24 protein-coding genes and 1 tRNA gene are annotated in these 20,009 nt (G+C 62.5%); 22 read left to right on the plus strand and 3 right to left on the minus strand.

What is annotated here, in order from left to right:
* The first annotated feature begins 2 nt into the window (after positions 1 to 2).
* From U858_RS0104120 to U858_RS0104220, 21 genes are all read left to right on the plus strand, one after another.
* Positions 3 to 1,250 (plus strand): phage major capsid protein, encoded by a 1,248-nt coding sequence (locus tag U858_RS0104120; protein WP_025135923.1) that lies wholly within the window; start codon positions 3 to 5, stop codon positions 1,248 to 1,250.
* A gap of 54 nt (positions 1,251 to 1,304) precedes the next feature.
* Entirely contained in the window at positions 1,305 to 1,559 is a 255-nt protein-coding gene (locus tag U858_RS33585; protein WP_025135924.1) for a hypothetical protein, read from the plus strand.
* 2 nt (positions 1,560 to 1,561) lie between these two features.
* Entirely contained in the window at positions 1,562 to 2,038 is a 477-nt protein-coding gene (locus tag U858_RS33590; protein WP_025135925.1) for a head-tail connector protein, read from the plus strand.
* Positions 2,035 to 2,364: a phage head closure protein gene (locus tag U858_RS0104135; protein ID WP_025135926.1), complete on the plus strand. Its 330-nt coding sequence runs from the start codon at positions 2,035 to 2,037 to the stop codon at positions 2,362 to 2,364. Before U858_RS33590 ends, U858_RS0104135 begins: the two co-directional genes overlap by 4 nt.
* A complete protein-coding gene (locus U858_RS0104140) occupies positions 2,361 to 2,789 on the plus strand; it encodes a hypothetical protein (protein ID WP_029953519.1) in 429 nt (142 codons plus the stop codon). The genes U858_RS0104135 and U858_RS0104140 overlap by 4 nt, the downstream gene beginning before the upstream one ends.
* On the plus strand, positions 2,782 to 3,132 hold the full coding sequence (locus U858_RS0104145) for a DUF3168 domain-containing protein (protein ID WP_025135928.1): 351 nt from the start codon (positions 2,782 to 2,784) through the stop codon (positions 3,130 to 3,132). Before U858_RS0104140 ends, U858_RS0104145 begins: the two co-directional genes overlap by 8 nt.
* A 57-nt stretch (positions 3,133 to 3,189) precedes the next feature.
* Positions 3,190 to 3,840: a phage tail protein gene (locus tag U858_RS0104150; protein ID WP_025135929.1), complete on the plus strand. Its 651-nt coding sequence runs from the start codon at positions 3,190 to 3,192 to the stop codon at positions 3,838 to 3,840.
* Between the two features lie 9 nt (positions 3,841 to 3,849).
* Complete coding sequence (locus tag U858_RS0104155; RefSeq protein WP_042884288.1) at positions 3,850 to 4,188, plus strand: phage tail assembly chaperone; 339 nt, start codon at positions 3,850 to 3,852, stop codon at positions 4,186 to 4,188.
* 56 nt (positions 4,189 to 4,244) lie between these two features.
* Complete coding sequence (locus tag U858_RS0104160) at positions 4,245 to 4,496, plus strand: DUF1799 domain-containing protein (protein WP_051593518.1); 252 nt, start codon at positions 4,245 to 4,247, stop codon at positions 4,494 to 4,496.
* A 1-nt stretch (position 4,497) separates the two neighbouring features.
* Complete coding sequence (locus U858_RS0104165) at positions 4,498 to 7,881, plus strand: phage tail tape measure protein (protein ID WP_025135931.1); 3,384 nt, start codon at positions 4,498 to 4,500, stop codon at positions 7,879 to 7,881.
* Positions 7,878 to 8,216, plus strand: a complete 339-nt coding sequence (locus tag U858_RS0104170) for a phage tail protein (RefSeq protein WP_025135932.1) — start codon at positions 7,878 to 7,880, stop codon at positions 8,214 to 8,216. The genes U858_RS0104165 and U858_RS0104170 overlap by 4 nt, the downstream gene beginning before the upstream one ends.
* A 6-nt stretch (positions 8,217 to 8,222) precedes the next feature.
* Positions 8,223 to 9,731 carry a hypothetical protein gene (locus U858_RS0104175; RefSeq protein ID WP_025135933.1) on the plus strand — a complete coding sequence of 503 codons (1,509 nt, stop codon included), beginning with the start codon at positions 8,223 to 8,225 and terminating at the stop codon, positions 9,729 to 9,731.
* Positions 9,728 to 10,171 (plus strand): hypothetical protein, encoded by a 444-nt coding sequence (locus tag U858_RS0104180; protein WP_025135934.1) that lies wholly within the window; start codon positions 9,728 to 9,730, stop codon positions 10,169 to 10,171. Before U858_RS0104175 ends, U858_RS0104180 begins: the two co-directional genes overlap by 4 nt.
* A 9-nt stretch (positions 10,172 to 10,180) precedes the next feature.
* Entirely contained in the window at positions 10,181 to 10,909 is a 729-nt protein-coding gene (locus U858_RS0104185; RefSeq protein ID WP_025135935.1) for a phage minor tail protein L, read from the plus strand.
* Positions 10,910 to 10,911: 2 nt separating this feature from the next.
* Positions 10,912 to 11,685, plus strand: a complete 774-nt coding sequence (locus U858_RS0104190) for a C40 family peptidase (RefSeq protein ID WP_025135936.1) — start codon at positions 10,912 to 10,914, stop codon at positions 11,683 to 11,685.
* A gap of 3 nt (positions 11,686 to 11,688) precedes the next feature.
* Positions 11,689 to 12,258, plus strand: coding sequence for a tail assembly protein (locus U858_RS0104195; protein ID WP_025135937.1), 570 nt, complete (start codon positions 11,689 to 11,691; stop codon positions 12,256 to 12,258).
* On the plus strand, positions 12,255 to 15,428 hold the full coding sequence (locus U858_RS0104200) for a host specificity protein J (protein ID WP_025135938.1): 3,174 nt from the start codon (positions 12,255 to 12,257) through the stop codon (positions 15,426 to 15,428). The genes U858_RS0104195 and U858_RS0104200 overlap by 4 nt, the downstream gene beginning before the upstream one ends.
* A gap of 295 nt (positions 15,429 to 15,723) precedes the next feature.
* Positions 15,724 to 16,452, plus strand: a complete 729-nt coding sequence (locus U858_RS0104205) for a hypothetical protein (RefSeq protein ID WP_025135939.1) — start codon at positions 15,724 to 15,726, stop codon at positions 16,450 to 16,452.
* A gap of 97 nt (positions 16,453 to 16,549) precedes the next feature.
* Positions 16,550 to 16,993 carry a hypothetical protein gene (locus U858_RS0104210; RefSeq protein ID WP_025135940.1) on the plus strand — a complete coding sequence of 148 codons (444 nt, stop codon included), beginning with the start codon at positions 16,550 to 16,552 and terminating at the stop codon, positions 16,991 to 16,993.
* 2 nt (positions 16,994 to 16,995) lie between these two features.
* Positions 16,996 to 17,544 carry a hypothetical protein gene (locus U858_RS0104215; protein ID WP_025135941.1) on the plus strand — a complete coding sequence of 183 codons (549 nt, stop codon included), beginning with the start codon at positions 16,996 to 16,998 and terminating at the stop codon, positions 17,542 to 17,544.
* Positions 17,528 to 17,797: a hypothetical protein gene (locus tag U858_RS0104220; RefSeq protein WP_025135942.1), complete on the plus strand. Its 270-nt coding sequence runs from the start codon at positions 17,528 to 17,530 to the stop codon at positions 17,795 to 17,797. The genes U858_RS0104215 and U858_RS0104220 overlap by 17 nt, the downstream gene beginning before the upstream one ends.
* A 120-nt stretch (positions 17,798 to 17,917) precedes the next feature.
* Here U858_RS0104220 and U858_RS0104225 read toward each other — a convergent pair whose 3' ends face one another.
* Complete coding sequence (locus U858_RS0104225) at positions 17,918 to 18,211, minus strand: hypothetical protein (RefSeq protein WP_025135943.1); 294 nt, start codon at positions 18,209 to 18,211, stop codon at positions 17,918 to 17,920.
* A gap of 264 nt (positions 18,212 to 18,475) precedes the next feature.
* Positions 18,476 to 19,171, minus strand: coding sequence for an SOS response-associated peptidase (locus U858_RS0104235; protein WP_025135944.1), 696 nt, complete (start codon positions 19,169 to 19,171; stop codon positions 18,476 to 18,478).
* A gap of 46 nt (positions 19,172 to 19,217) precedes the next feature.
* Between U858_RS0104235 and U858_RS35560 the strand changes: the two genes are divergently transcribed.
* Positions 19,218 to 19,322 (plus strand) — tRNA-OTHER (locus U858_RS35560).
* A gap of 264 nt (positions 19,323 to 19,586) precedes the next feature.
* Here the strand turns inward: U858_RS35560 and U858_RS0104240 are convergent.
* Positions 19,587 to 19,892, minus strand: coding sequence for a hypothetical protein (locus U858_RS0104240; protein WP_025135945.1), 306 nt, complete (start codon positions 19,890 to 19,892; stop codon positions 19,587 to 19,589).
* Positions 19,893 to 20,009 lie beyond the last annotated feature (117 nt).

Genomic DNA, 20,009 nt, shown 5'->3' on the forward strand with positions numbered 1-20,009 from the left:
ACATGAAGCACCAATCGAATGCCCGCGTGCCGCGCGGGCTGGTATCCGTTCGCGCCGACGCTGGCGGTCCGGGAGAAGTACGAGCCTTGATCGAGCAGCTGAACCAGGCCTTCGCCACGTTCAAGGACGAGCACACCAAGCAACTGGACGAGGTCAAGAAGGGCACTCACGACGCCCTGCAGGCGCTCAAGGTCGAGAAGATCAACGCCGACATTTCGCGGCTGCAAACGGGCATCGACGAAGCCAATCTCAAGATCGCATCGGCCCAGATGGGCGGGGGCGGTGGTCAGCCCCTGAAGGACGCCGAGTACAGCGACGCGTTCAATGCCCACTTCAAGAAGGGCGAAGTACAGGCCGCGCTGAACAAGGGCGCCGCGGAAGAAGGCGGCTACCTCGCTCCGGTGGAGTGGGACCGCACGATCACCGATAAGCTGGTACTCGTCTCGCCCATGCGTCAATTGGCCAACGTTCAGCCCGTTTCGGGCGCCGGCCTCACCAAGCTGTACAACCTGGGCGGCACGGCGTCGGGCTGGGTTGGCGAGACCGCCTCCCGTCCGCAGACGAACACCTCCGGCTTTGCGTCGCTGGCCTTCGGCTGGGGCGAGATCTACGCCAATCCGGCCGCCACGCAGCAGCTGCTGGACGATTCCGCGATCAGCCTGGAAAGCTGGCTCGCTGGCGAAGTGGAAACCGAGTTCGCCAAGCAGGAAGGGCTGGCCTACGTATCGGGCAACGGCACCAACAAGCCGTTCGGCATCCTGACCTACATCGAAGGCGGCGCCAATGCAGCCAAGCATCCCTTCGGCGCGATCAAGGTGGTGAACAGCGGCGCCGCGGCAGCCATCACCTCGGACGGCATCATCGACCTGATCTATGACCTGCCCTCGGCCTTCACGGGTAATGCGCGATTCGCCATGAACCGCAAGACCCAGGGGCTGGTGCGCAAGCTGAAGGACGGTCAAGGCAACTATCTGTGGCAGCCGTCCATGGTGGCGGGCCAGCCGTCCACGCTGGGGGGCTTCCCGCTCAGCGAGGTGCCGGACATGCCCGATGCGGTCGCAGGCGCTGCCCCCGTGCTGTTCGGGGACTTCAAGCGCACCTACACCATTTACGACCGCGTCGGGGTGAAGGTGCTGCGTGACCCCTACACCAACAAGCCCTTCGTGCTGTTCTACACGACCAAGCGCGTGGGCGGTGGTGTCCACAACCCCGAGCCGATGCGCGCGATGAAGATCGCCGCGTCGGCGTAAATCCTGATGGGGGACGGCCGCCGGCCGTCCCTCTGAGAACACTTTGGAGCCGATATGCCCAAACTGATAAAGGCCTTTGTGGGAGTTCCCGAGGGCGACATCTACCCGGTGCGGTATGAGCCTGGCGATGAATGCCCCCCTGAACTGGTGGCCGGAGCGACCGAGGTGGGTGCCTTGGATGCGCCAAGCCCGGATAACCCGGAAAAGGTTGAACTCTTCGCGCAGCTGGACGCGGCCGGGATCAAGTACGCCAAGAATTGGGGCGTAGAAAAGCTGCGTGCCGCCCTGGTCGAAGGCAAAAAGGACTGACCATGTCGCTGCTGACCCCGGAAGAGTGCATCGTACAGTGCCGCGCAGAGCCAGAAGACGGGCCGCTGCTGGAATCGCTCCTGGCGTCTGCCGAAAGCGTGGTGGCCGGACATCTCAACCGGGCCGTGTTCGCTACTGCCGAGGAACTGGCTGGCGCGCTCGATGCGCTGCCCGATGCCGCGGGCGATGCCCAGGATGCATACGACAGCGCCATTGCGCGCGCCGCATCGTTAGGCAATATCGCCGCGCGGGATATGGCAATTGCGGTAGCCCGCGAGCGGCTTGCCAAGGCGAAGCTCTGGTTCGACCGAGTTTTGCATGGGATGGTGGTGACGCCGCGGGTGGAGGCCGCTGTCCGGCTCACCCTTGGCAATCTGTATGCGAACCGTGAGCAGGTTGTGGTGGGGGCGACGGCCGTGGAGTTGCCGCAGGGCGTGCCGGAACTACTTAGGTCAGACCGAAGGACGATGACGCCATGAGAGCCGGCAAGTTGAATCGGCGAGTTCCCATTCTTCGCCCCGAGACGACCCGAGCGGGCGGCGGGCAGCCAATTACTCAATGGGTAGAACATGCGAAGCCATGGGCGGATGTGGCGATGCAAGGGGGCATCGGAGCGATAAAGGCGGACGGTGATGTATCAATCGTGAAGGCGAGCGTCAGGGTCCGGTTCCGAACCGACATCGTGGCTGGAATGCGTGTTGTCCTGCTTGGCACTGTATTTGAGGTGAGCGCTGTTTTGCCCGACGTGAAGCGGAGGGATCACGTCGACTTAGTCTGCCAGTCCATACCGGGGGCGAAGCCATGAAACTGACTTTTGAGATGGACGGCGACCCGGTGGCAGGGTTGACCCGCTTCGTGGAAGCGGTCGAGCAGCGGGTTGTTCGGCCAGCTGCGCATGCTGGCGCATTGGTGTTTTACGAGCGGGCGCGGGAGCTTGCGCCTGAATACACCGGGCCGGCGAAAAATGGCATCAAGCCGGGCCAGCTGCGAGCGGCGATCTACCGGGTTTTCTCTGAAGATCGCTCGACCGATGACGCCAAGATCTACCAGATCAGCTGGAACCACGCCAAGGCGCCCCACGGTCACTGGATGGAGTACGGGAACAGCCGCCACGGCCCGAAGTCGTTCATCCGGCCGGCGTTCGACTTTTACGAGAAGGCGCTGGACGCATCGCGGGAACGCGCCCGAGCGCTGATCGCGGAAATCGCAGCGGAGCAACCCCATGGTTGAAGACGACATTCGGGCTGTTCTCGGCCCGTTGGTTGAAGACGAGGTGTACCCCGGGGTCGCGCCAGACGGTGCCGGCCAGCCGCGGATTACCTATCACTGGGTGGGCGGCAAGCCCCTCAACTTCCTGGCGGGCGTACCGGACCTGCGCAACGGTCGTTTGCAGGTCGATGTATGGGCGCTGCTGGACCAGGACGCCGCCCGCATCATCCGCCAGGCAGAGGACGCATTGCGTCTTAGCCCGGTACTGCGCGCCGTCACCGAGGGTGGCGCGCTGTCGGATCACGAACCCGACACGAAGCTCTACGCGCGAAAACAGACTTTCTCGGTCTGGTTCAAGGATTAGCCCGCTTCGGGCAAAAACTCAGCCGCCTTCGGGCGGCTTTTTTCATGGAGGCCCGACATGGGCGTGAAACTTCCCAACGGCGCAATCTTCTCGGTTGCGAAGACCTATGCCGCGGCTGTTGTAGCTACGGCAGTGACCAATGCGAATCCGGCTGTGGTGACTGCAGCGGCCCACGGCGCGGCCGACGGCGACATCGTGGAAATGGTGTCGGGCTGGACCGCGCTGGATGGCCGTGTCGCCCGCGCGGACGCCGTCACCACCGACAGCCTGACGCTGGAAGGCATCGATACGACGGACACCAAGCGCTATCCCGCCGGCACGGGCGGTGGCAGCGTGCGCCGAATCCAAGACTGGACGCAGATTTCGCAGGTCATGGAATCGGCCAGCCAGGGCGGCGAACAGCAGTTCTACAACTATTCCTTCCTGGAAGACACCGGCGACGAACGCCAGATCCCGACCACGCGCAGCGCGCGGTCGATCACCCTGACGATCGCCGACGACGACGCGCTGCCGCACTACCAGGTGCTGAAGGCCGCGAACGACGACCGCCAGCCGCGGGCGATCCGTTTCCAGCTGCCCAATGGCTCGGTCATCTACTTCCGCGCCTACGTCTCGTTCAGCGAGATGCCCACCACCACCAAGAACGAAGCCATGACGCTGCAGGTCACCCTGTCGCTGACCGGCGCCCCGACCCGCTACGCCGCGTAAGGACCAACCATGCCCAAGCACAACGAAGACCAGCTGTTTTCCCTGACCCCGCCGGCGACCTTCGTCGCGACCGTCGACATTCCGCGCCCCGGCGCCGATCCGGCCAAGTTGCGCCTGACCTTCGGTCACAAGACCAAGGAAGAACTCAACGCGTGGCTGGCCAGCGGCACGGAAGTGAAGTCGGACGCCGAATGGCTCGGGGTGATCGTCGTCGGCTGGGAAGGCGTGAGCGTGGACTTTTCGCCCGAGGCGCTGGCGCTGCTGGTCAGCAACTACCACCAGCCTGCCGTCGAGGCCATCGTCGCCAAGTACCTGTCGGAACTGACGGAGGTCCGCCGGGGAAACTGATCGCCGCGGCCCGGCGGCGCTACTGGCGGGCGCCGCCGGCGGACGAATACGACTGGATGGGCCTGACGTTGGCGGACATCGCGCCACCCCTGGTGGCGCTGTTGCCCGAGAACCAGCTGCCGTTCAACGTTTTCTGCGCCATGGACACTCAATGGCGTGTGGGCACTGGCGGCGCGACGGGGTTGGACTACGGAACGCTGCCCACCGTGATGCGCTTCATGGGCATCAAGCGGGGGCTGTGGCCTGAAATCTGGGATGCGGTGCGCGTGATGGAAAGCGCCGCCCTGGAAGAAATGCACAAGGATTGATATGACGGACGTTGTAGGCAAAGCCACACTGGAGTTCGGTGCCGACAACAGCGGCGTCAAATCGGCTGTGCAAGAGGTTGGCCGCGAGGTCAACAGCATGGCAACTGTCGCGGCTGCTGCCGCCGTGAAGGCGTCGGGCAGTCTCCAGGGCATTGGCACCGCGGGAGAGGCCGCCGCTCAGAAGCTGAATTCGTCGCAGCAGCGCGCCCGTCAATCGCTGGAGCGCTTGGCGAATACGCTGGGTCGCTCTCGCGCAGAGGTGGCCGAGTATCGCGCCCAGGCCGCAGGCCTGCCGCGTGACGTGTATGAACCTCTAGTGGCCAAGATCCGCGAAGCGGAAGCGGCCATGGGCGGTCTCAGCGCGGGTCAGCGCGCGGTGGCGGCCTCTGGTGCCCAAGCTGCTCAATCGGAAGCCCAGACGGCGACGCGTTATCGGGATATCGGGCAAGCGGCGGTGGAGCGTGCCGGGGCTTTGCAGCGCCTGGTCGAGCAAGCCCGAGCCGCGGCTATCGCGGAGCGGGAACTGTCGGCCGCCTCGTCCAGCACTTCGCGCGGTCAAGGGGCTGGTGTGCTGGCCGGTCAGAATCGCGGCTTCCAAGAGCTGACGCGCGATATCAACGAGGTCAACGCGGCGCTGGCCGCCATCGAGCGCGGGGCGGGATCCCAGTCCGCAATCCGGGCGCAGACCGACAAGCTGGTTTCTTTGTGGAATCAGGGGCGGATTACCGCCGACCAGTACGGCGCTGCCGTGAAGCGCCTGGACGCCTCAGAAGCGGCCTTGGCGCGCTCCAGCGCCCAGGCTGCGGCACAGGGGGACCGGTTCATTGCTGGCTTGCGTGAGCAGGCGGAAACCGCTGGCTTGACGGCCCGCCAGATGCTGGAATACCGGGCCGCGCAGTTGGGGGTCGGCGACCGCGCCGCTCCGCTGATCGCGCGGCTCGCCCAGGTCAACAAGAACCTCGACGGAACCGGCGTATCTGCGCGCCAGACCGCCGCCGCCCTCAGGATGGTACCGGCGCAGATGACCGACATCGGTACACAACTGGTAGGAGGACAAAACCCGTTCCTCATCTTGATCCAGCAGGGCGGGCAGTTGAAGGACAGCTTCGGCGGTATCGGCCCGATGTTCCGAGCATTGCTGGGCATGGTGACGCCGTTCGCACTCGCTGTTGGCGGAGTTGGAGCCGCCTTGGCGCTGATGGGCACGGCGATGTATCAGGGGGCGACTCAGTCCCGAGTGTTCGATACTTCGCTTGCGCTGACCGGGAATGCTGTTGGCAAGACCGCCGGCCAGTTGAAGGACATGTCGCGCGAAATTGCAGGCGTTGGAGTTAGCCAAGGTAAATCTGCCGAGGTGGTGGCTCAGTTTGTTAACACTGGCAAGGTTGCCGGCACGGAGCTTGAGCGAGTATCCACCGCAACCGCGGCTATGGCGAAGACTGGCGCCCGCAGCGTCGACGACTTGGTTTCAGAATTTGGAAGGTTGGCCGATGCGCCGGCCGCCACGTTGCTCAAGCTTAATGAGCAATATCACTTCCTTTCCGTTGCGATCTACCAGCAAGTGGCCGCCTTGGAGCAGCAAGGACGCACACAGCAGGCCGCGGCGCTGGCCCAGGCGACTTATGCTGATGCAGTGAAAAATGCAGCGGACAGAATCATCGTTCAGATGAGTCCGCTGCAGAAAATGTGGGATGACTTGCAGACCAAGGCGAAGAACGCTTGGTCTGCAATGACGAATCTCGGCAGCGACCGCTCAATCGGCGACATCCAGAAAGATATCGACTACTACAGCGACGCAGTAGAGAAGGCGAGCCGTGGCTCGTCGGAGTGGTACTTCTATCGGTCGCAGCTTGGGCGCTTCGTCAATGAAGCATCTGCGTCGCAGCTGAACGCGGGCGCAGAACTCGACCGAGCGGAGACGCAGGCCGGACAGGACAGGAAGGTCCGAGCGCAAGCGCTGCTGAATCAGATCGATAGGGAGACACGATCAAGAAAGGAGATCCGAGACCAAGAAGTGGCTCAAGTTACAGCCGCTTCGAAAGAGCTTGGCGAAAACGAAGAAGCACTACAGAAGCGCATCGCCAAGGTCAATGAGAAGTACAAGGACCAAAAGGGTGCCGCTTACAAAGATGACGGTGCAATGCGCCGATTGGCTGATCTTCGCCAACAGGAAGCCTCTCTAGCCGCGCAGCTTGCCGGGGAGAAGAAGCTAACGGATGCAGGCAAGGCCCGCGCGGAGTTCGAGCAAGAGATTGCCGACCTCAAGGACAAGAAGATCCTGACGGCGGATCAAAAGAGCTTGCTCGCCAGTCAGGACGCGATCCGCGCCCAGCTGGTGAAGAACGAGGGCCTGGCCAAGGAACTGGCCGCCAAGCAGGCGATGCTCAAGATGGACGAGCGGGCGGCGCAGATCCAGCAGGCGATCGCATCGTCGGCCGAGTCGCGGCAGGAGCAGTACGACCGCCAGCTGGGCACAGCCGGCCTGGGCCAGGTTGCGCGCCAGCGGGTGGAGGCTGAGAACTCTATCCGCTTGGAGTTCAAGCGCTACCAGGACCAGCTTGCCAAGGCCACACCGAAGGATCAGCTTGACTCGGATCGCTTCCGGGAAGCGCAGGGCAAGATCCGCGATTCCCTGCAGGCGGCGCTGGCCGACCAGAAGGACTACTACGACAAGGTCGACAAGCTCAACGGAGATTGGCGCAACGGGGCGCGTGAAGCGTTCTCCGACTACGCCGAATCCGCCGGAAACGTCGCCCAGCTGTCGCAAGGCGTCTTCTCGGGCGCATTCCGGGGCATGGAGGATGCGTTGACCCGATTTGTGACCACGGGCAAGGCGAGCTTCAAAGACCTCGCCACGTCGATTCTGGCGGACTTGGCACGCATCGCGGCAAGGCAGGCAATCATCGGCGCCATCGGCAGCATCGTCGGTTCGCTGGCTGGAGGGATCACCGCCGGCGCGGGCGCGACGTCCGGCGGCTCGATGACGGGCAGCGTTGATGGCATGTCGGGCGCTTGGGGCGCGGTCGGTCGCAGAGCCATCGGCGGCCCCGTGGCGGCAGGCCAGATGTACGAGGTGAACGAGCGCGGCATGCCGGAGGTGGCTCGCATCGGCGACAAGTCTTTCCTGCTGATGGGGTCTCAATCGGGGCACGTCAGCCCGATGGTTGCGCAGGGCGCGCCGCTGGCAGAGGGTGTTGGGGCGGCCCCGAACATCTCTATCCAAGTCAACGTAACGCAGGATGGTGGCGAGGATCAGAAGGGGACTGGGCAGAGCGAAATCGGCGACCGACTGGCCGAAGGCATCAAGGTCTTGGTCCGTCGAGAGATCGACCGCGCCAACCGGCCAGGTGGTGCCAATTGGAATAAGAGGAATGAGCGGGTATGACGACAGAAACGTTTCGCTGGAAGCCCGTCGGGCAGCCAGCTGGCACGGTCGCCTTCCGGAGGATTGTCGCGCAATTCGGTGACGGCTACCGGCAAGTGGTCGGGGATGGCATCAACAAGAAGGTCCAGGCGTGGCCGGTGCAGTTCGCCGGCACGCGCGACCAGATGCTGGACCTCGTAGATTTTCTGGACCGCCACGCCGGCACCCGCTCATTTCTCTGGACCCCGCCCATGGGCGTTGAGGGCTACTACGAGGTCGCCGAGTACAGCCCCATGCCTATGGGCGGCCCCGCCTATACGGTGTCCGCGAAGTTTCAACAGGTTTTCAAGCCCTAAACAGATATGCAAGAACTCGAACACATCGAAGTTGGCCAGCAGGCCAATGATGGCACGGGCGACCCGTTGCGCAACGGTATGGTCAAGGTCAACGCCAACTTTTCCAAGGTGCAGACAGGCGTCGATGCCATCGAACTGATTGCGGTCGGAGCCAAGGAACAAGCGGCAGCCGCGCAGATTGTCGCCGACGGGGCAGTGCCAAAGTCCCAGAAGGGTATACCCGGTGGAGTGGCGCCGTTGGATGGCACCGGTAAAGTGCCGTCTGCACACCTTGATGATTTTGTGCATGCGGACGAAAAGGGCGCGCCTGGAGGTGTCGCCACACTGGGAACTGATGGCAAAGTGACGCCGACGCAGCTACCCAATGCAGTTGACGCTATCCCCATGTCGCAGAAGGGAGCGGCCGGCGGGGTGGCGACTCTGGACGCGGGAGGCAAAGTGCCGAGCGGGCAATTGCCGCGTAGCGGGCCGCCGGCAGGCTCGGTGGCATGGTGGCCGTTGCGCACGTCCATTCCCGCTGGCCAGATTCCGGCTGATGGGCAGACCGCAAGCCGCGCCACTTTCCCCGACCTCGCTGCCATGGTGGTCGCTGGCACGCTGCCGGTAGTATCCGAGGCGGATTGGCTCGCGGACCCGCTGAAACGCGGGGCCTACACGCTGGGGGATGGCTCCACGACTATCCGCATGCCGGATTACAACGGAAAGTCGTCTGGCTCTATTGGCGCGTTGTTCATGCGTGGTGACGGCTCGCTTTCGTCAGGAGTCGACGGCTCGATTCAACGAGACGCCATGCAGAACATCGCCGGTTCGCTCGATATTGGGTGGGGCCGCAACATCGCCCGCATGGTGGCGAACCCGTCGGGTAACACGAACGGGCCATTCCGGACGGTTGTGGATGGTGGAAATGGCTATCTCGTCGAAGGTTCAGCGCGGGTCGCAAGTGACTATGCTTCCAGCTACACATTTGATGCATCCCGCGTAGCTCGCACGGCAAGTGAAACTCGGCCCTCCAACGTCGCCGGGGTATGGACGGTGCAGGCGTTCGGCGCTGTCACCAACCCGGGGGCGGCAGATGCCGCGCAACTGGCCAGCGACTATGCAGCGCTGAATTCCGCTTTCCAGAGCCTGGAAACTTCGGTTGGCTTCGTACATTACTACCCCGGCGGTTCGCTGCAAAATCCTCCGACCATCCAAACAAATACCAGGTACGTATACGACAACCCATTCCCGGGCTGTCCGGTCGTTTGCGAAGCTCAGTTGCGACACCCCACCCTGACGGATCAATGGTTCGATACCGGATGGTTGACCACGTTTAACACGTCCACTGTGCCAGCGGAGTGGCAAACGCATGGGACTCGTGCTAGCCAACTTGGAACGGGTCAAATTGTCGTGCAAACGGGGCGCCACAGCCTTGCCGCGCCTGGATCGTTGTCCGGCGGTGGGGGGGGCGAAGTGGATGTATTTTCGAATGGTCGTCTGCGGGTTCGCGTGTGGAAAGTTCGAGGTGCGCTATGAAGGTCTACGGAAAGGTCGGATTTAGCAGCCAGCAGATCGGCGGTGTTCCGGAGAATGGCTGGGTGGTCATGGCTGGTGAGCGCCCAGCGCCAGAAATGGTGGCATCGGAAAGCGGAGATTGGGTCGCTGCCACACCTCCCGTGCCACGATTGGTGTCCCGCTACCAAGGGCGCCAAGCGCTGCGCTTGTCCACCGTTGAGGGGGGCGAAATTGTCATCAACGACACGTCCGATACCAGCGCGATCAAACGCGATTTGCTGGAGGCTGTGGAGGAACTGTTGGCGAAGTCAGAAACGCCTGCGTACTACCGAGACGCCTGGGCGGATATTCAGCAGTTCGAGCGTGACAGCGCAATGCTGGCGGCACTTGCCGATGAACTCGGCCTAGAGGCAGTCCACCTTGATGATTTGTTCCGCCTGGCTGCCACGTTGAAAGCATAAGGGGGAAAAATGCGGATCTATGCAGATGTGCAGAAGCTGGAGGTCGGCGATCTGGTCGAACTCTACGAGCTGGACGCCACGCCCATCGGGGGGGTGCTACAGCGCTTCCATGGCTACACGCAGGTCGGCCCGATCTGGTGGCAAGGTAATCAATACGACCCTTGGGCTATCACGGCGGAGGGCTTCGAACAGGTCGGCGACGGCCAGCAGCCGACGCCTACTTTGTCGGTCGGGAACATAGGCGCGGACGCCGAAGGCAAGCCGATTGCCGGCGTGATTTCTTCCCTGTGTATCGCCCTGGACGACATGGTGGGCGCCTGGGTGCGGGTGCGTCGCACGCTGGGCAGTTATCTTGATGCGCGCAATTTCCCGGAGGGTAACCCCACCGCGAACCCCGCAGAAGAATTGCCGCCGGAAGTCTGGATCGTGCAGCAGAAGACGGCCGAGACCGCCGAGGCGGTGGAATTCCAGCTATCGAGTGCTTTGGACTTCGACGGGCAGCAGCTGCCCAGTCGTCCGATCATCGCTGGGGTGTGCGGTTGGCTGCGCAAGGGCGGTTATCGCGGCCCGTACTGCGGATATACCGGCGGGCGCATGTTCGACCTGGCCGGGAACCCGGTCACGGACCCGGCGCGCGATCGCTGCTCGGGCCTCATGTCGGACTGCAAGAAGCGATTCGGAGAGTACGAGGTAATCAACTTCGGAGGGTTTCCCTCTGCCGACCTGATCAGAGGGTGACCATGCGCAAAAAGACGATGGAGGCCATCCGCGCGCATGCGGTGGCCGAGTACCCGCGCGAGTGCTGCGGGCTGGTGGTCATGGTGGCACGCCGCGAGGTGTATGTACCGTGCCGGAACACGGCGGCGAGCGCCGACCATTTCGTGCTTGCGGCTGACGACTACACCGCGGCCGAGGACACGGGCCGAATCGTGGCCATTGTGCATTCCCACCCGGACGAGACGCCTGCGCCGAGCGAGGCGGACCGCGTTGCCTGCGAGGCGACGGGTATTCCCTGGTTCATCGTGGCCGTGGCGAGGGACGACGCGGGCGCGGTGGTGGCGGGCGAGTTGCGGGGCTTTACTCCGGTGGGGTTTCAAGCGCCGTTGCTGGGCCGCCAGTTCGCGCATGGCGTGCTGGACTGCTACAGCCTGGTGCGGGACTGGTACAAGCGCGAGCGCGGTATCGAGCTGCTGGACTTCCAGCGGGATGACGGCTGGTGGGAGCCTGGCCGCGACGGCGACCTGTACATGGATCACTACGCCGAGGCGGGATTCCGGCTGTTGCAGGCCGGCGAGGACATGGCGCCAGGCGACGTGATATTGATGCAGGTCCGCTCCAACCGCGCCAACCACGCGGGCGTCTTCCTGGGCGCCGAGGGACTAAAGGAGGCGCCGGGCCTGTTCTCGGTGCCGGACGCGATGTTGCACCACCTCTACGGGCGCCAGTCCGAGCGGGTGGTGTATGGCGGCTACTGGCGCGAGGCAACGCGCCTGGTGCTGCGATATCAAGGGTGAAGCATGAACGAAACACTACGCACGGTGCGGCTATACGGGCGCATGGGTGCACAATTCGGCCGGGTGCATAGGTTGGCAGTGAACAGCACTGCAGAGGCCGTCCGCGCGCTTTGCGTGTTGGTTCCGGGCTTCGAAGCCGCGATGGCGTCCAGCGGAAGTCGCGGCGTCAAATACGCGTGTTTCATCGGCCGGCGGAACATCGGTGAGGAAGAGCTTGGGCACCCGGTTGGCGACAACGACATCCGGATCGCGCCTGTGTTGGCCGGCTCGAAGCGCGGGGGGCTGTTCCAAGCCGTTCTCGGCGCCGTCATGGTGGTTGTGGGCTTCTATACCGGTCAGGCTTGGCTGGTCAATATGGGTGCTTCTTTGGCGCTTGGCGGTGTCGTACAGATGCTCTCGCCACAGCAGCGATCATTGAGCGCCAAAGATCGGCCTGAGAATGGGGCTTCGTACAACTTCAACGGCCCGATCAATACCTCGGCTCAAGGCAATCCTGTACCCGTACTGTATGGGCGCATGATCATCGGCAGCGCCACTATCTCGGCAGGCATATTTTCGGAAGATCAAGCATGAAACTCAGGCAACGCAGAAAGGCACCTTCGGGTGCCTTTTTTTATGGTCGTCGCCAGCGCGTCACGCTGCGGGTTATCGGCCACAAGGGCGGTAAAGGCGGGGGGGGAGGGAGCAGCCCGAGCGAGGCGCCCGACAGCCTGCATAGCACCGCCTATGCCCGCGTAATCGATCTTTTGAGCGAAGGGGAGATCTACGGGCCGGTGCATGGGCTTGGCGGGGCGCTGCGTGACGTGTATCTAAACGGTACGCCCGTTGCCAATGCGGACGGCTCTCTGAATTTCTCCAATGTGTCGATTGATTTTCGCACTGGCACGCAATGGCAAGACCCCTTGCCGGGGTTCCCCGCATCCGAGAACACAATCGGCGTCAGCACCGAACTGAAAGCCACGCAGCCCTGGGTGCGACTGTTCACGAACCGCCAAATGTCCGCAGTGCGGGTGACATTGGCCGTGGAGGGACTGAGCAAGGCCGACACGTCGAACGGTGACATCAACGGCTACCGGGTCGAGTATGCGATTGACGTGAGCCGGGATGGCGCTTCCTACCAGCAGGTGCTGGCTAGCGCCTTTGATGGCAAGACAACGCAGCGCTATGCGCGATCGCACCGCATCGACCTGCCAGCGGGGGCGCAGCAGGGATGGAGCATACGTGTTCGGCGCCTGACGGCCAACGCGAACAGCAACACTATCGCGGATCGCACGTTCGTGGATGCGGTGACCGAGATCATCGACGCGAAGCTACGCTATCCCATGTCGGCTGTGGTCGGGATCAAGATCGACGCATCGCAGTTCCAAAGCGTGCCCACGCGCGCCTACGACATGAAGGGGCGCATCATCCGCGTGCCGAGCAACTACGACCCGGAGACTCGGGTGTATATCGGCACCTGGGACGGCACGTTCAAGACGGCGTGGACCGATAACCCTGCATGGGTGTTTTTCGACCTGGTGGGAAACGACCGCTACGGCCTGGGCGAGCGGGTTCCGGCCGGCTGGCTGGACAAGTGGGGCCTGTACCAGATCGGCCGGTATTGCGACGAACTGGTGGACGATGGCTTCGGAGGAAAGGAGCCGCGGTTTACCTGCAATGTCTATCTGCAGACGACTGCCGACGCGTACCGCGTCGTTCAGGATCTGGCGTCCGTGTTTCGAGGTATGGCCTACTGGGCGAATTCTTCGGTGATCGCCGTGGCGGACATGCCGGGCGACCCGGTTTACACGTACTCGTCGGCCAACGTCATCGATGGCCGGTTCTCCTACACCGGGTCTGCGTTGAACACGCGCTACACGGTCGCGCTGGTGTCTTGGAGCGACTTGACGGACATGGGGCGTCAGAAGGTCGAATACGTCGAGAGCCGCGAAGGCATTGCGCGCTACGGCATCAAGCAGCTGGAGGTCACCGCTTTCGGCTGCACGTCGCGCGGCCAGGCCAACCGGGTTGGAAAGTGGCTTCTGCTTACCTCCAACTTGGAGACGCGGGGCGTCACGTTCAGTGTCGGCCTGGAGCAGTGCCAGATTCGGCCAGGCAGCATCATTCGCGTTGCGGACCAGCATTTGGCCGGCCGTCGTATCGGTGGCCGCATCCGGGAAGCCTCGGCCAGCCGAATTGTGGTCGACGCCGAGTTGGGAATCCGGCCTGGTGACCGGCTGACGGTGAACCTGCCCAGTGGAAAGTCGGAAACCCGGTTGGTTTCGTCGGCCATGGGGGAGCCGTTGACGCTGGATTCAGGCGGCTACAGCTACGACTCAACGAAGTTGACGGCGGACCTCATTGGCCTACCTGGTTCGGCAATGCACATCGACGTCCAGACGCCGTTTTCCGAGGTGCCCGAGCCGGAATGCGTATGGACGCTGGAATCCGAGGCGCTGTCGGCTCAGACGTTCCGCGTCTTGAGTATCAAGCGCAAGGACGGAGTGTTGGCAGATGTCTCGGCTATCCAGCACGAGCCGGGCAAGTTCAACAACGTTGACTTTGGCACCCGGTTGGACCGGCCGCCGATTTCGGTGATTCCGCCTGGAGTGCTGCCGCCGCCTACGGAACCGAAAATCAGTTCGTACTACATCATCAATCAGGGCATCGCCAACCACACGGCGGTTTTCGAATGGAAGGGGGCGGACGGCGCGGTGGCGTATGAAGTGCAGTGGCGCCGCGACAATTCGGATTGGATCAATCTGCCGCGCACGGGCTATGCGCGAGTGGAGGTTCCCAATATTTACTCCGGGGGCTACACGTTCCGAGTGCGGGGACTCAACGCCCTGGGCGTGGCATCCATCTGGGCCACGTCTGTACTGACGCACCTGGACGGCATCGTGGGTCCGCCTCCAGTCATTACCAGCCTGGTTGCGAGGGGGCTTCTCTTCGCTATCCAGCTTGACTGGGGATTGCCGTCCGGCCCGTCGATCATCGCCAGCACCGAGATTCGGTACTCGCAGAATTCCAGCTTTGAGGGCGCCATCCCCTTGGGCGTCTTTGCCTACCCGCAAAACACGCACACGCTGTTGGGCCTGCTAGCTGGCAAGGAACTGTGGTTTTGGGCGCGGCTGGTCGACAAGAACGGCGTGGCGGGTGCTTGGTATCCCTCGGAAAGCGGCCTGGGCATTCGCGGGCAGGCGAGTACGGACGCAACGCCAATCCTGGAGCAGATCGGCGGCAAGATCGAAAAATCCATGCTCGGGCAGGACTTGATCACTGAAATTGAATCCGGGGGCGACGCGGCGACCGAGATCAAGCAGGTGAAAGACGGTCTCAATGCGATGGTGAGCATCAAGGCCGGCGTGACCGTGGACGGCAAGTACTACAGCGCCGGCATGGGCGTAGGCGTCGAAAACACGCCCGAGGGCATGCAGACGCAGGTTCTTTTCTTGGCCGACCGTCTGGCGCTTATCAACCTGATCAATGGCGTTGTCACCACGCCGTTTGTGATCCAGAACGGGCAGACGTTCATCAACCAGGCCTTTATCGGCAGCGGCTGGATCACTAACGCCATGATCGGCAACTACATCCAGTCGAACGACTACGTGCCAGGCGTGTCGGGGTGGCGTATCGACAAAGGCGGCGTGCTGGAAATGAACAGCGCGCTACCGGGCGGGGGGCGCCTTCGGGTCAACGGCCAAAACGTGGTGGTGTTCGATCCGAATGGCGTGGATCGCGTGACATTGGGGTATCTACCGTAATGGCGACTTATGGCGTTCGAACGAAAGCGGCCGGAGGGCTCAGCCAAGTTGAATTCACAACGCGGCTCCCTCGGCTGATAGGCGAGGTGAACACTGGGCTGTCGGACGGCGCAATCACCGTGCCGGAGTTTGCAGGACGCGTGCCGATCTATCAGCTGTCAGCGGTGGCAGGCTCAACCATCGGCTTCACTACGGCGCCTGTGATTTCAATATCCGGCACCACTCTTAGCTGGGCCTTCGGCGTAGCGTCGGCGTACCGCGTGAACGCCAGGGTGACATATGGAGTTCTAGGGTAATGGCGGACTACGGCTTCAGGGCAAGGAATGGATCAAATGAAATACAGATAGACAGCGCGTATAGGAACTTTGCTTTGCGTGACAAGGGGGTCATCACAGCAACAGGGGGGTGGTTTCACGGCAACTTCAGGCAGGCCAATGCTTACACGTCGCGCAACGCTGGGATTGTGGCGTTCCGCTCAAACGGGGCAGCCACGCTGTACGGAATTTCACCTAGTGGGAGTGGCATGTCTCTGAACTTTCTGGGCTACCAGCCTGGAAGTGCGCCGGTGACCATCTGGTGGTACGTGTTCGATGAGCCGGTAGCGGCTTCAATCCCAACTGGTGAAAGGTATGGACTTATCGTCAAGAATGCTGCTGGCGTGAAGACGTTTGATTCCAGAATTGACTATATGCGGACAACTGATTTTTGGAGCGGAACACTCAACGATGTTCCTTCCACAAGCTCGGGTCTGCCCCCCAACCTCGCGCTGCGTGTCTATCCGGGAATCACGCCGGCAATCATTCAGGGGAACATGTGCAATAGCCAGACCGAGGTGCCTATAGGTGTGGGTCCAGGTGTTCAATTCATGCAATTTCGGTTTTGGCAGATGGCTCGGCAGGACGGCAGCTATATGGGGCAGACCATCTGCGTGGAGGACTACGGACCGAATGCAACTCCGTCCAACTGGCCCGACATACGTCGAGAAAATTTCAGTTCGACGATTATTGACGTGACCGGCCTGTGAGATAGCTCCAGGCCTAGTTTGTGCCCGCTTTGGCGGGTTTTTTTTCGTCCATACGGGAGAGGCAATCATGCACACCGTCAACAGGAGCGGGGCAAATATGGAACCGGGATCTACTGGTCTGGGTGGTTTGGCGGCCCTGAAGGTCGCAATGGCTTACGGCATTCCTGCCGCAGTGGCCGCAATGCTGGGGCTGCTGATCATGCCGCCCAAAACGCCGCGGGAATTTACCGTTCGCTCGGTATGCACGGTTGCATGTTCCTTCATGTTCGGTCCGGCGCTGGCCGGCGTCGTAATCGCGTGGAAGCCGGGCCTGATAGAGGCCATGACATGGTTGGCCCATCACGGGGCCGGTTCCGACGACGCGCTGTTGGCGAAGTTCTACGTACTTGGCCCAAGCATGTTGCTCGCTGGCTTGCCGGCCTGGTGGGTACTGGGCGCATATATGCGCTGGATGGCGACGATGCGCCAAAAGGGGCTTTTGGAATGGTTGGCCGAAGTGCGGGCCAAGTTGTTCGGCTTTCGGCCGGGCGGGGAGGGATGAGCGTGAATCTGATGACGATCACGGACGAGGCGATCACGCCCGCGCTGGCTCTGCTGCCGGCGAAGATGGACACGGCCGAAGCGCGCCTGATGCTCTTGGCTATCGGCCTGCAGGAAAGTCGGTTTATCGACCGGCGGCAGTTGGTTGGTCGCCCGCCGCGGCCTGTGGGGCCGGCTAAGAGCTTCTGGCAAGCAGAGCAGGGGGGCGGCATGGTTCGGGGCGTCCGGACCCACGCGGCCACGCGCGACCTGGCTGCGCAGCTGTACCGCGCCCGCGGCGTAGCAGCGGACGATGCCGCGATCTGGAATGACATCGAGCGCGACGACGTGCTGGCCGCTGGTCTCGCTCGCCTCTTGCTGTGGACCGATCCGGGCCGCCTGCCAGCACTGGGTGACGAAGAAGGCGCCTGGGCGCTCTACTTGCGCACCTGGCGCCCTGGCGCCCATGCCAGGGGCACGCCGGAACAGCGGACGGAATTGCGTGCGAAGTGGGCGACCAATCACACGCAGGCCTACATCGAAGTCAGGGGGCGGCATGCAGACGTGGCTTAAGCGTGTGCAGGGCTGGCTGTTGGTGGTGGGCCTGTTTCTGGGCACGCTGGTTAGCGTGTACTGGCGCGGCCGAGCGACGGGGCGCCAGGCTGAGCGCCAGGAGCGCAATGAGCAGGTCAACGATCAGGCGGCACAGACCCGCCAGGAGGTTCGCGATGTGCAGGACGATGTGGCCCGCAAGGATGATGACGCTGTTGGTGATCAGCTTAAGTCTGGTTGGGTGCGCAGCCCCACCGGCAAGGGTGGGCGTTGAATACTGCGACCACACGCAGCCGGTCTATTTTGATTCCGCCGCACAGGTGGACAACACGCCGCCAGCGATACGGCGTCAAGTGCTGGAGCACAACGAAACCTGGCGCAAGCTTTGCAAGCGCTAACGCGGCGCCATCCCCTTGCGCAGCTTGGCTGGCGATTCCAACAGTTCGGCCGTCATCTGGTCCATTTCCACCACGCAGGGTTCGACGGCTAGGCCCGCCAGCAGTTCGTCGTAGATGTCCCCCATCAGCCCGGCAGGGCGCTTCAAGTCACAGGACACCTGGTGCATGCGCAGCAAGACCGAGCGCAGGCGCTTGACCTCCCATAGGAGGGCCAGCACATCAGCGTTCCACGGCTGACGCTCGCGGATGGCGCGCAACTCGGAATGGGTGAGGGGGGCTTTGAACGGCATGGCAAAACAACTGTATGGACATACAGTGTAATCGCGCCTAGAATTCGCGCAATTCGGCCCCCATTTAGGCCGATTGGGGACGAAACAAGGCGGACGCGGCAGAGTGGGTAAAGCGGGACGAATACTACTGGGCTGGGCCTGGCGGGTGGACAATCTGCCGGGTGTTCGTCGACAGCCGCTGGCAGCACGAGCTATGGGCCGCGAACGGCACGCGCCACGGGATGGAATTGACGCTGGACAAGGCCATCCTTCTCTACGACAAGGTCAAGCCGGCGGCGTAAGAGGCTCAACAGGGTCGACGGCGTCGGGCATCTGGTAGCGCGAACTGCCCACCTCCGGGCGGACTGGGTGCCAAGTGAAAGCCGATTCAGGCAATCCAAGGCCGAGCACGTCCAACGCCTGGGCGGTGGGAAAATCGGGGTCCATCCAGTGCAGCGCCAGATCCGGCGGAAGCGCTACTGGCCGGCGGTCATGGACGTCAATCATGCCGCCTGCGGCGTCGTTCGTAACGATGGCGAACCCATGCGCCTCATCCTTTTCCATACCGGGGCGCCAATTGCTCAAGCCGGCAAAATAAAGCGGTGCGCCGTCTGTAGCGTGGATGTAATAGGGCTGCTTGGCAGGCTTTGGTCCCGTACCGAGCTGCTTCCATTCATACCAGCCATCCGCCGGGACAAGGATGCGCCCGTGGCTGGTGAGCATCTTCCAGGGCCATGCGCCGGCAAGGACCTTGTCCAGCCTGGCGTTCGACATGAGGTACTTGGAATTGTGGGGGCGCCACCCCCACGGTAGCCGGCCCAGTTCGAACTCGCCGGCCAGACGGTGCATGGCGAGCGGCCGCGTGCCAGGCGGGATGTTGTAGCGCGGGCCGGCTGGGTCGTCGAACACGCGATGTGGGTTCGGAAAGATGCGCTCGACGTAATCGAGCGGCCCGGACTTCTGGACGATGCGACCGCACATGCTGCGCTCCTGACCCCTCTGGAAGGCTAAGTATAGGGCTACGGGCGCGAATGAAGTCGACTCCGGTAATGACAGCCTGCGGACAACATAAGGCTTGAAAGTCGCATAGATACTGGGGTGAGTAGGGGTTCGAGTCCCCTCCTTCGCACCAAACCCCTATTAGATGCTGTTTTGGCCCGGGTGGCACCTGGGTATGCAGTGTCTGCAAGACTGTTGCAACTGGCTTTCAGGCCGGGTTGCAGCGCGGAAACCCCCTTGGCAGGAATGCCTTGGGGGTTTTTGCTTTGGGCGGAGCTGGCTTGGGGCGGGGATTACAGCAGGAAAGGGAGCAATACGATGCTGTGGGCTACAACAATAAAACAAACACGGCGAACCGAGCCATATCGTGTTCTCCCCAGAAAAAGCCACTTGGTTGCTATAACCCCTGGCGTCTCGCCCTGCGCCAAAAGAGCAGGGCGGCCAGCGGGGTACACAGCAGGGCGCCGATAAGCAAGTCTCTGGGGGCCCGCAATCCGTCGAGCTCGTAGGCGATTCCCAGGAGAAACATCGTGGAACCTATGGCGGCCAATATCACCGCCAACAGATAGAGCACCTTGGAGAGGATTGCCGGAGTCTTGGAAATGACTCGGATTGTCTCTTTCTTGCGTTCCAGGCTGGCGATGGCGGCTTCCAGTTCAAGCCGGCGCTTCTTTTCTTCAAGCTGTTCGATTGTGTCTGGCATTGGGACGGCATTCAGGAAGGGGGCTCAGAATTGTAGTCTGGCACCGTATTTCTGCTTAGGAGTGCGCTCTGCGCCATCTCGCGACGGTCCAGACATGGCCACAGTGAACACGCAAGA

It is taken from the genome of Achromobacter sp. DH1f, assembly GCF_000633435.1.
GTDB classification, from domain to species: Bacteria; Pseudomonadota; Gammaproteobacteria; order Burkholderiales; family Burkholderiaceae_B; genus Achromobacter; species Achromobacter deleyi.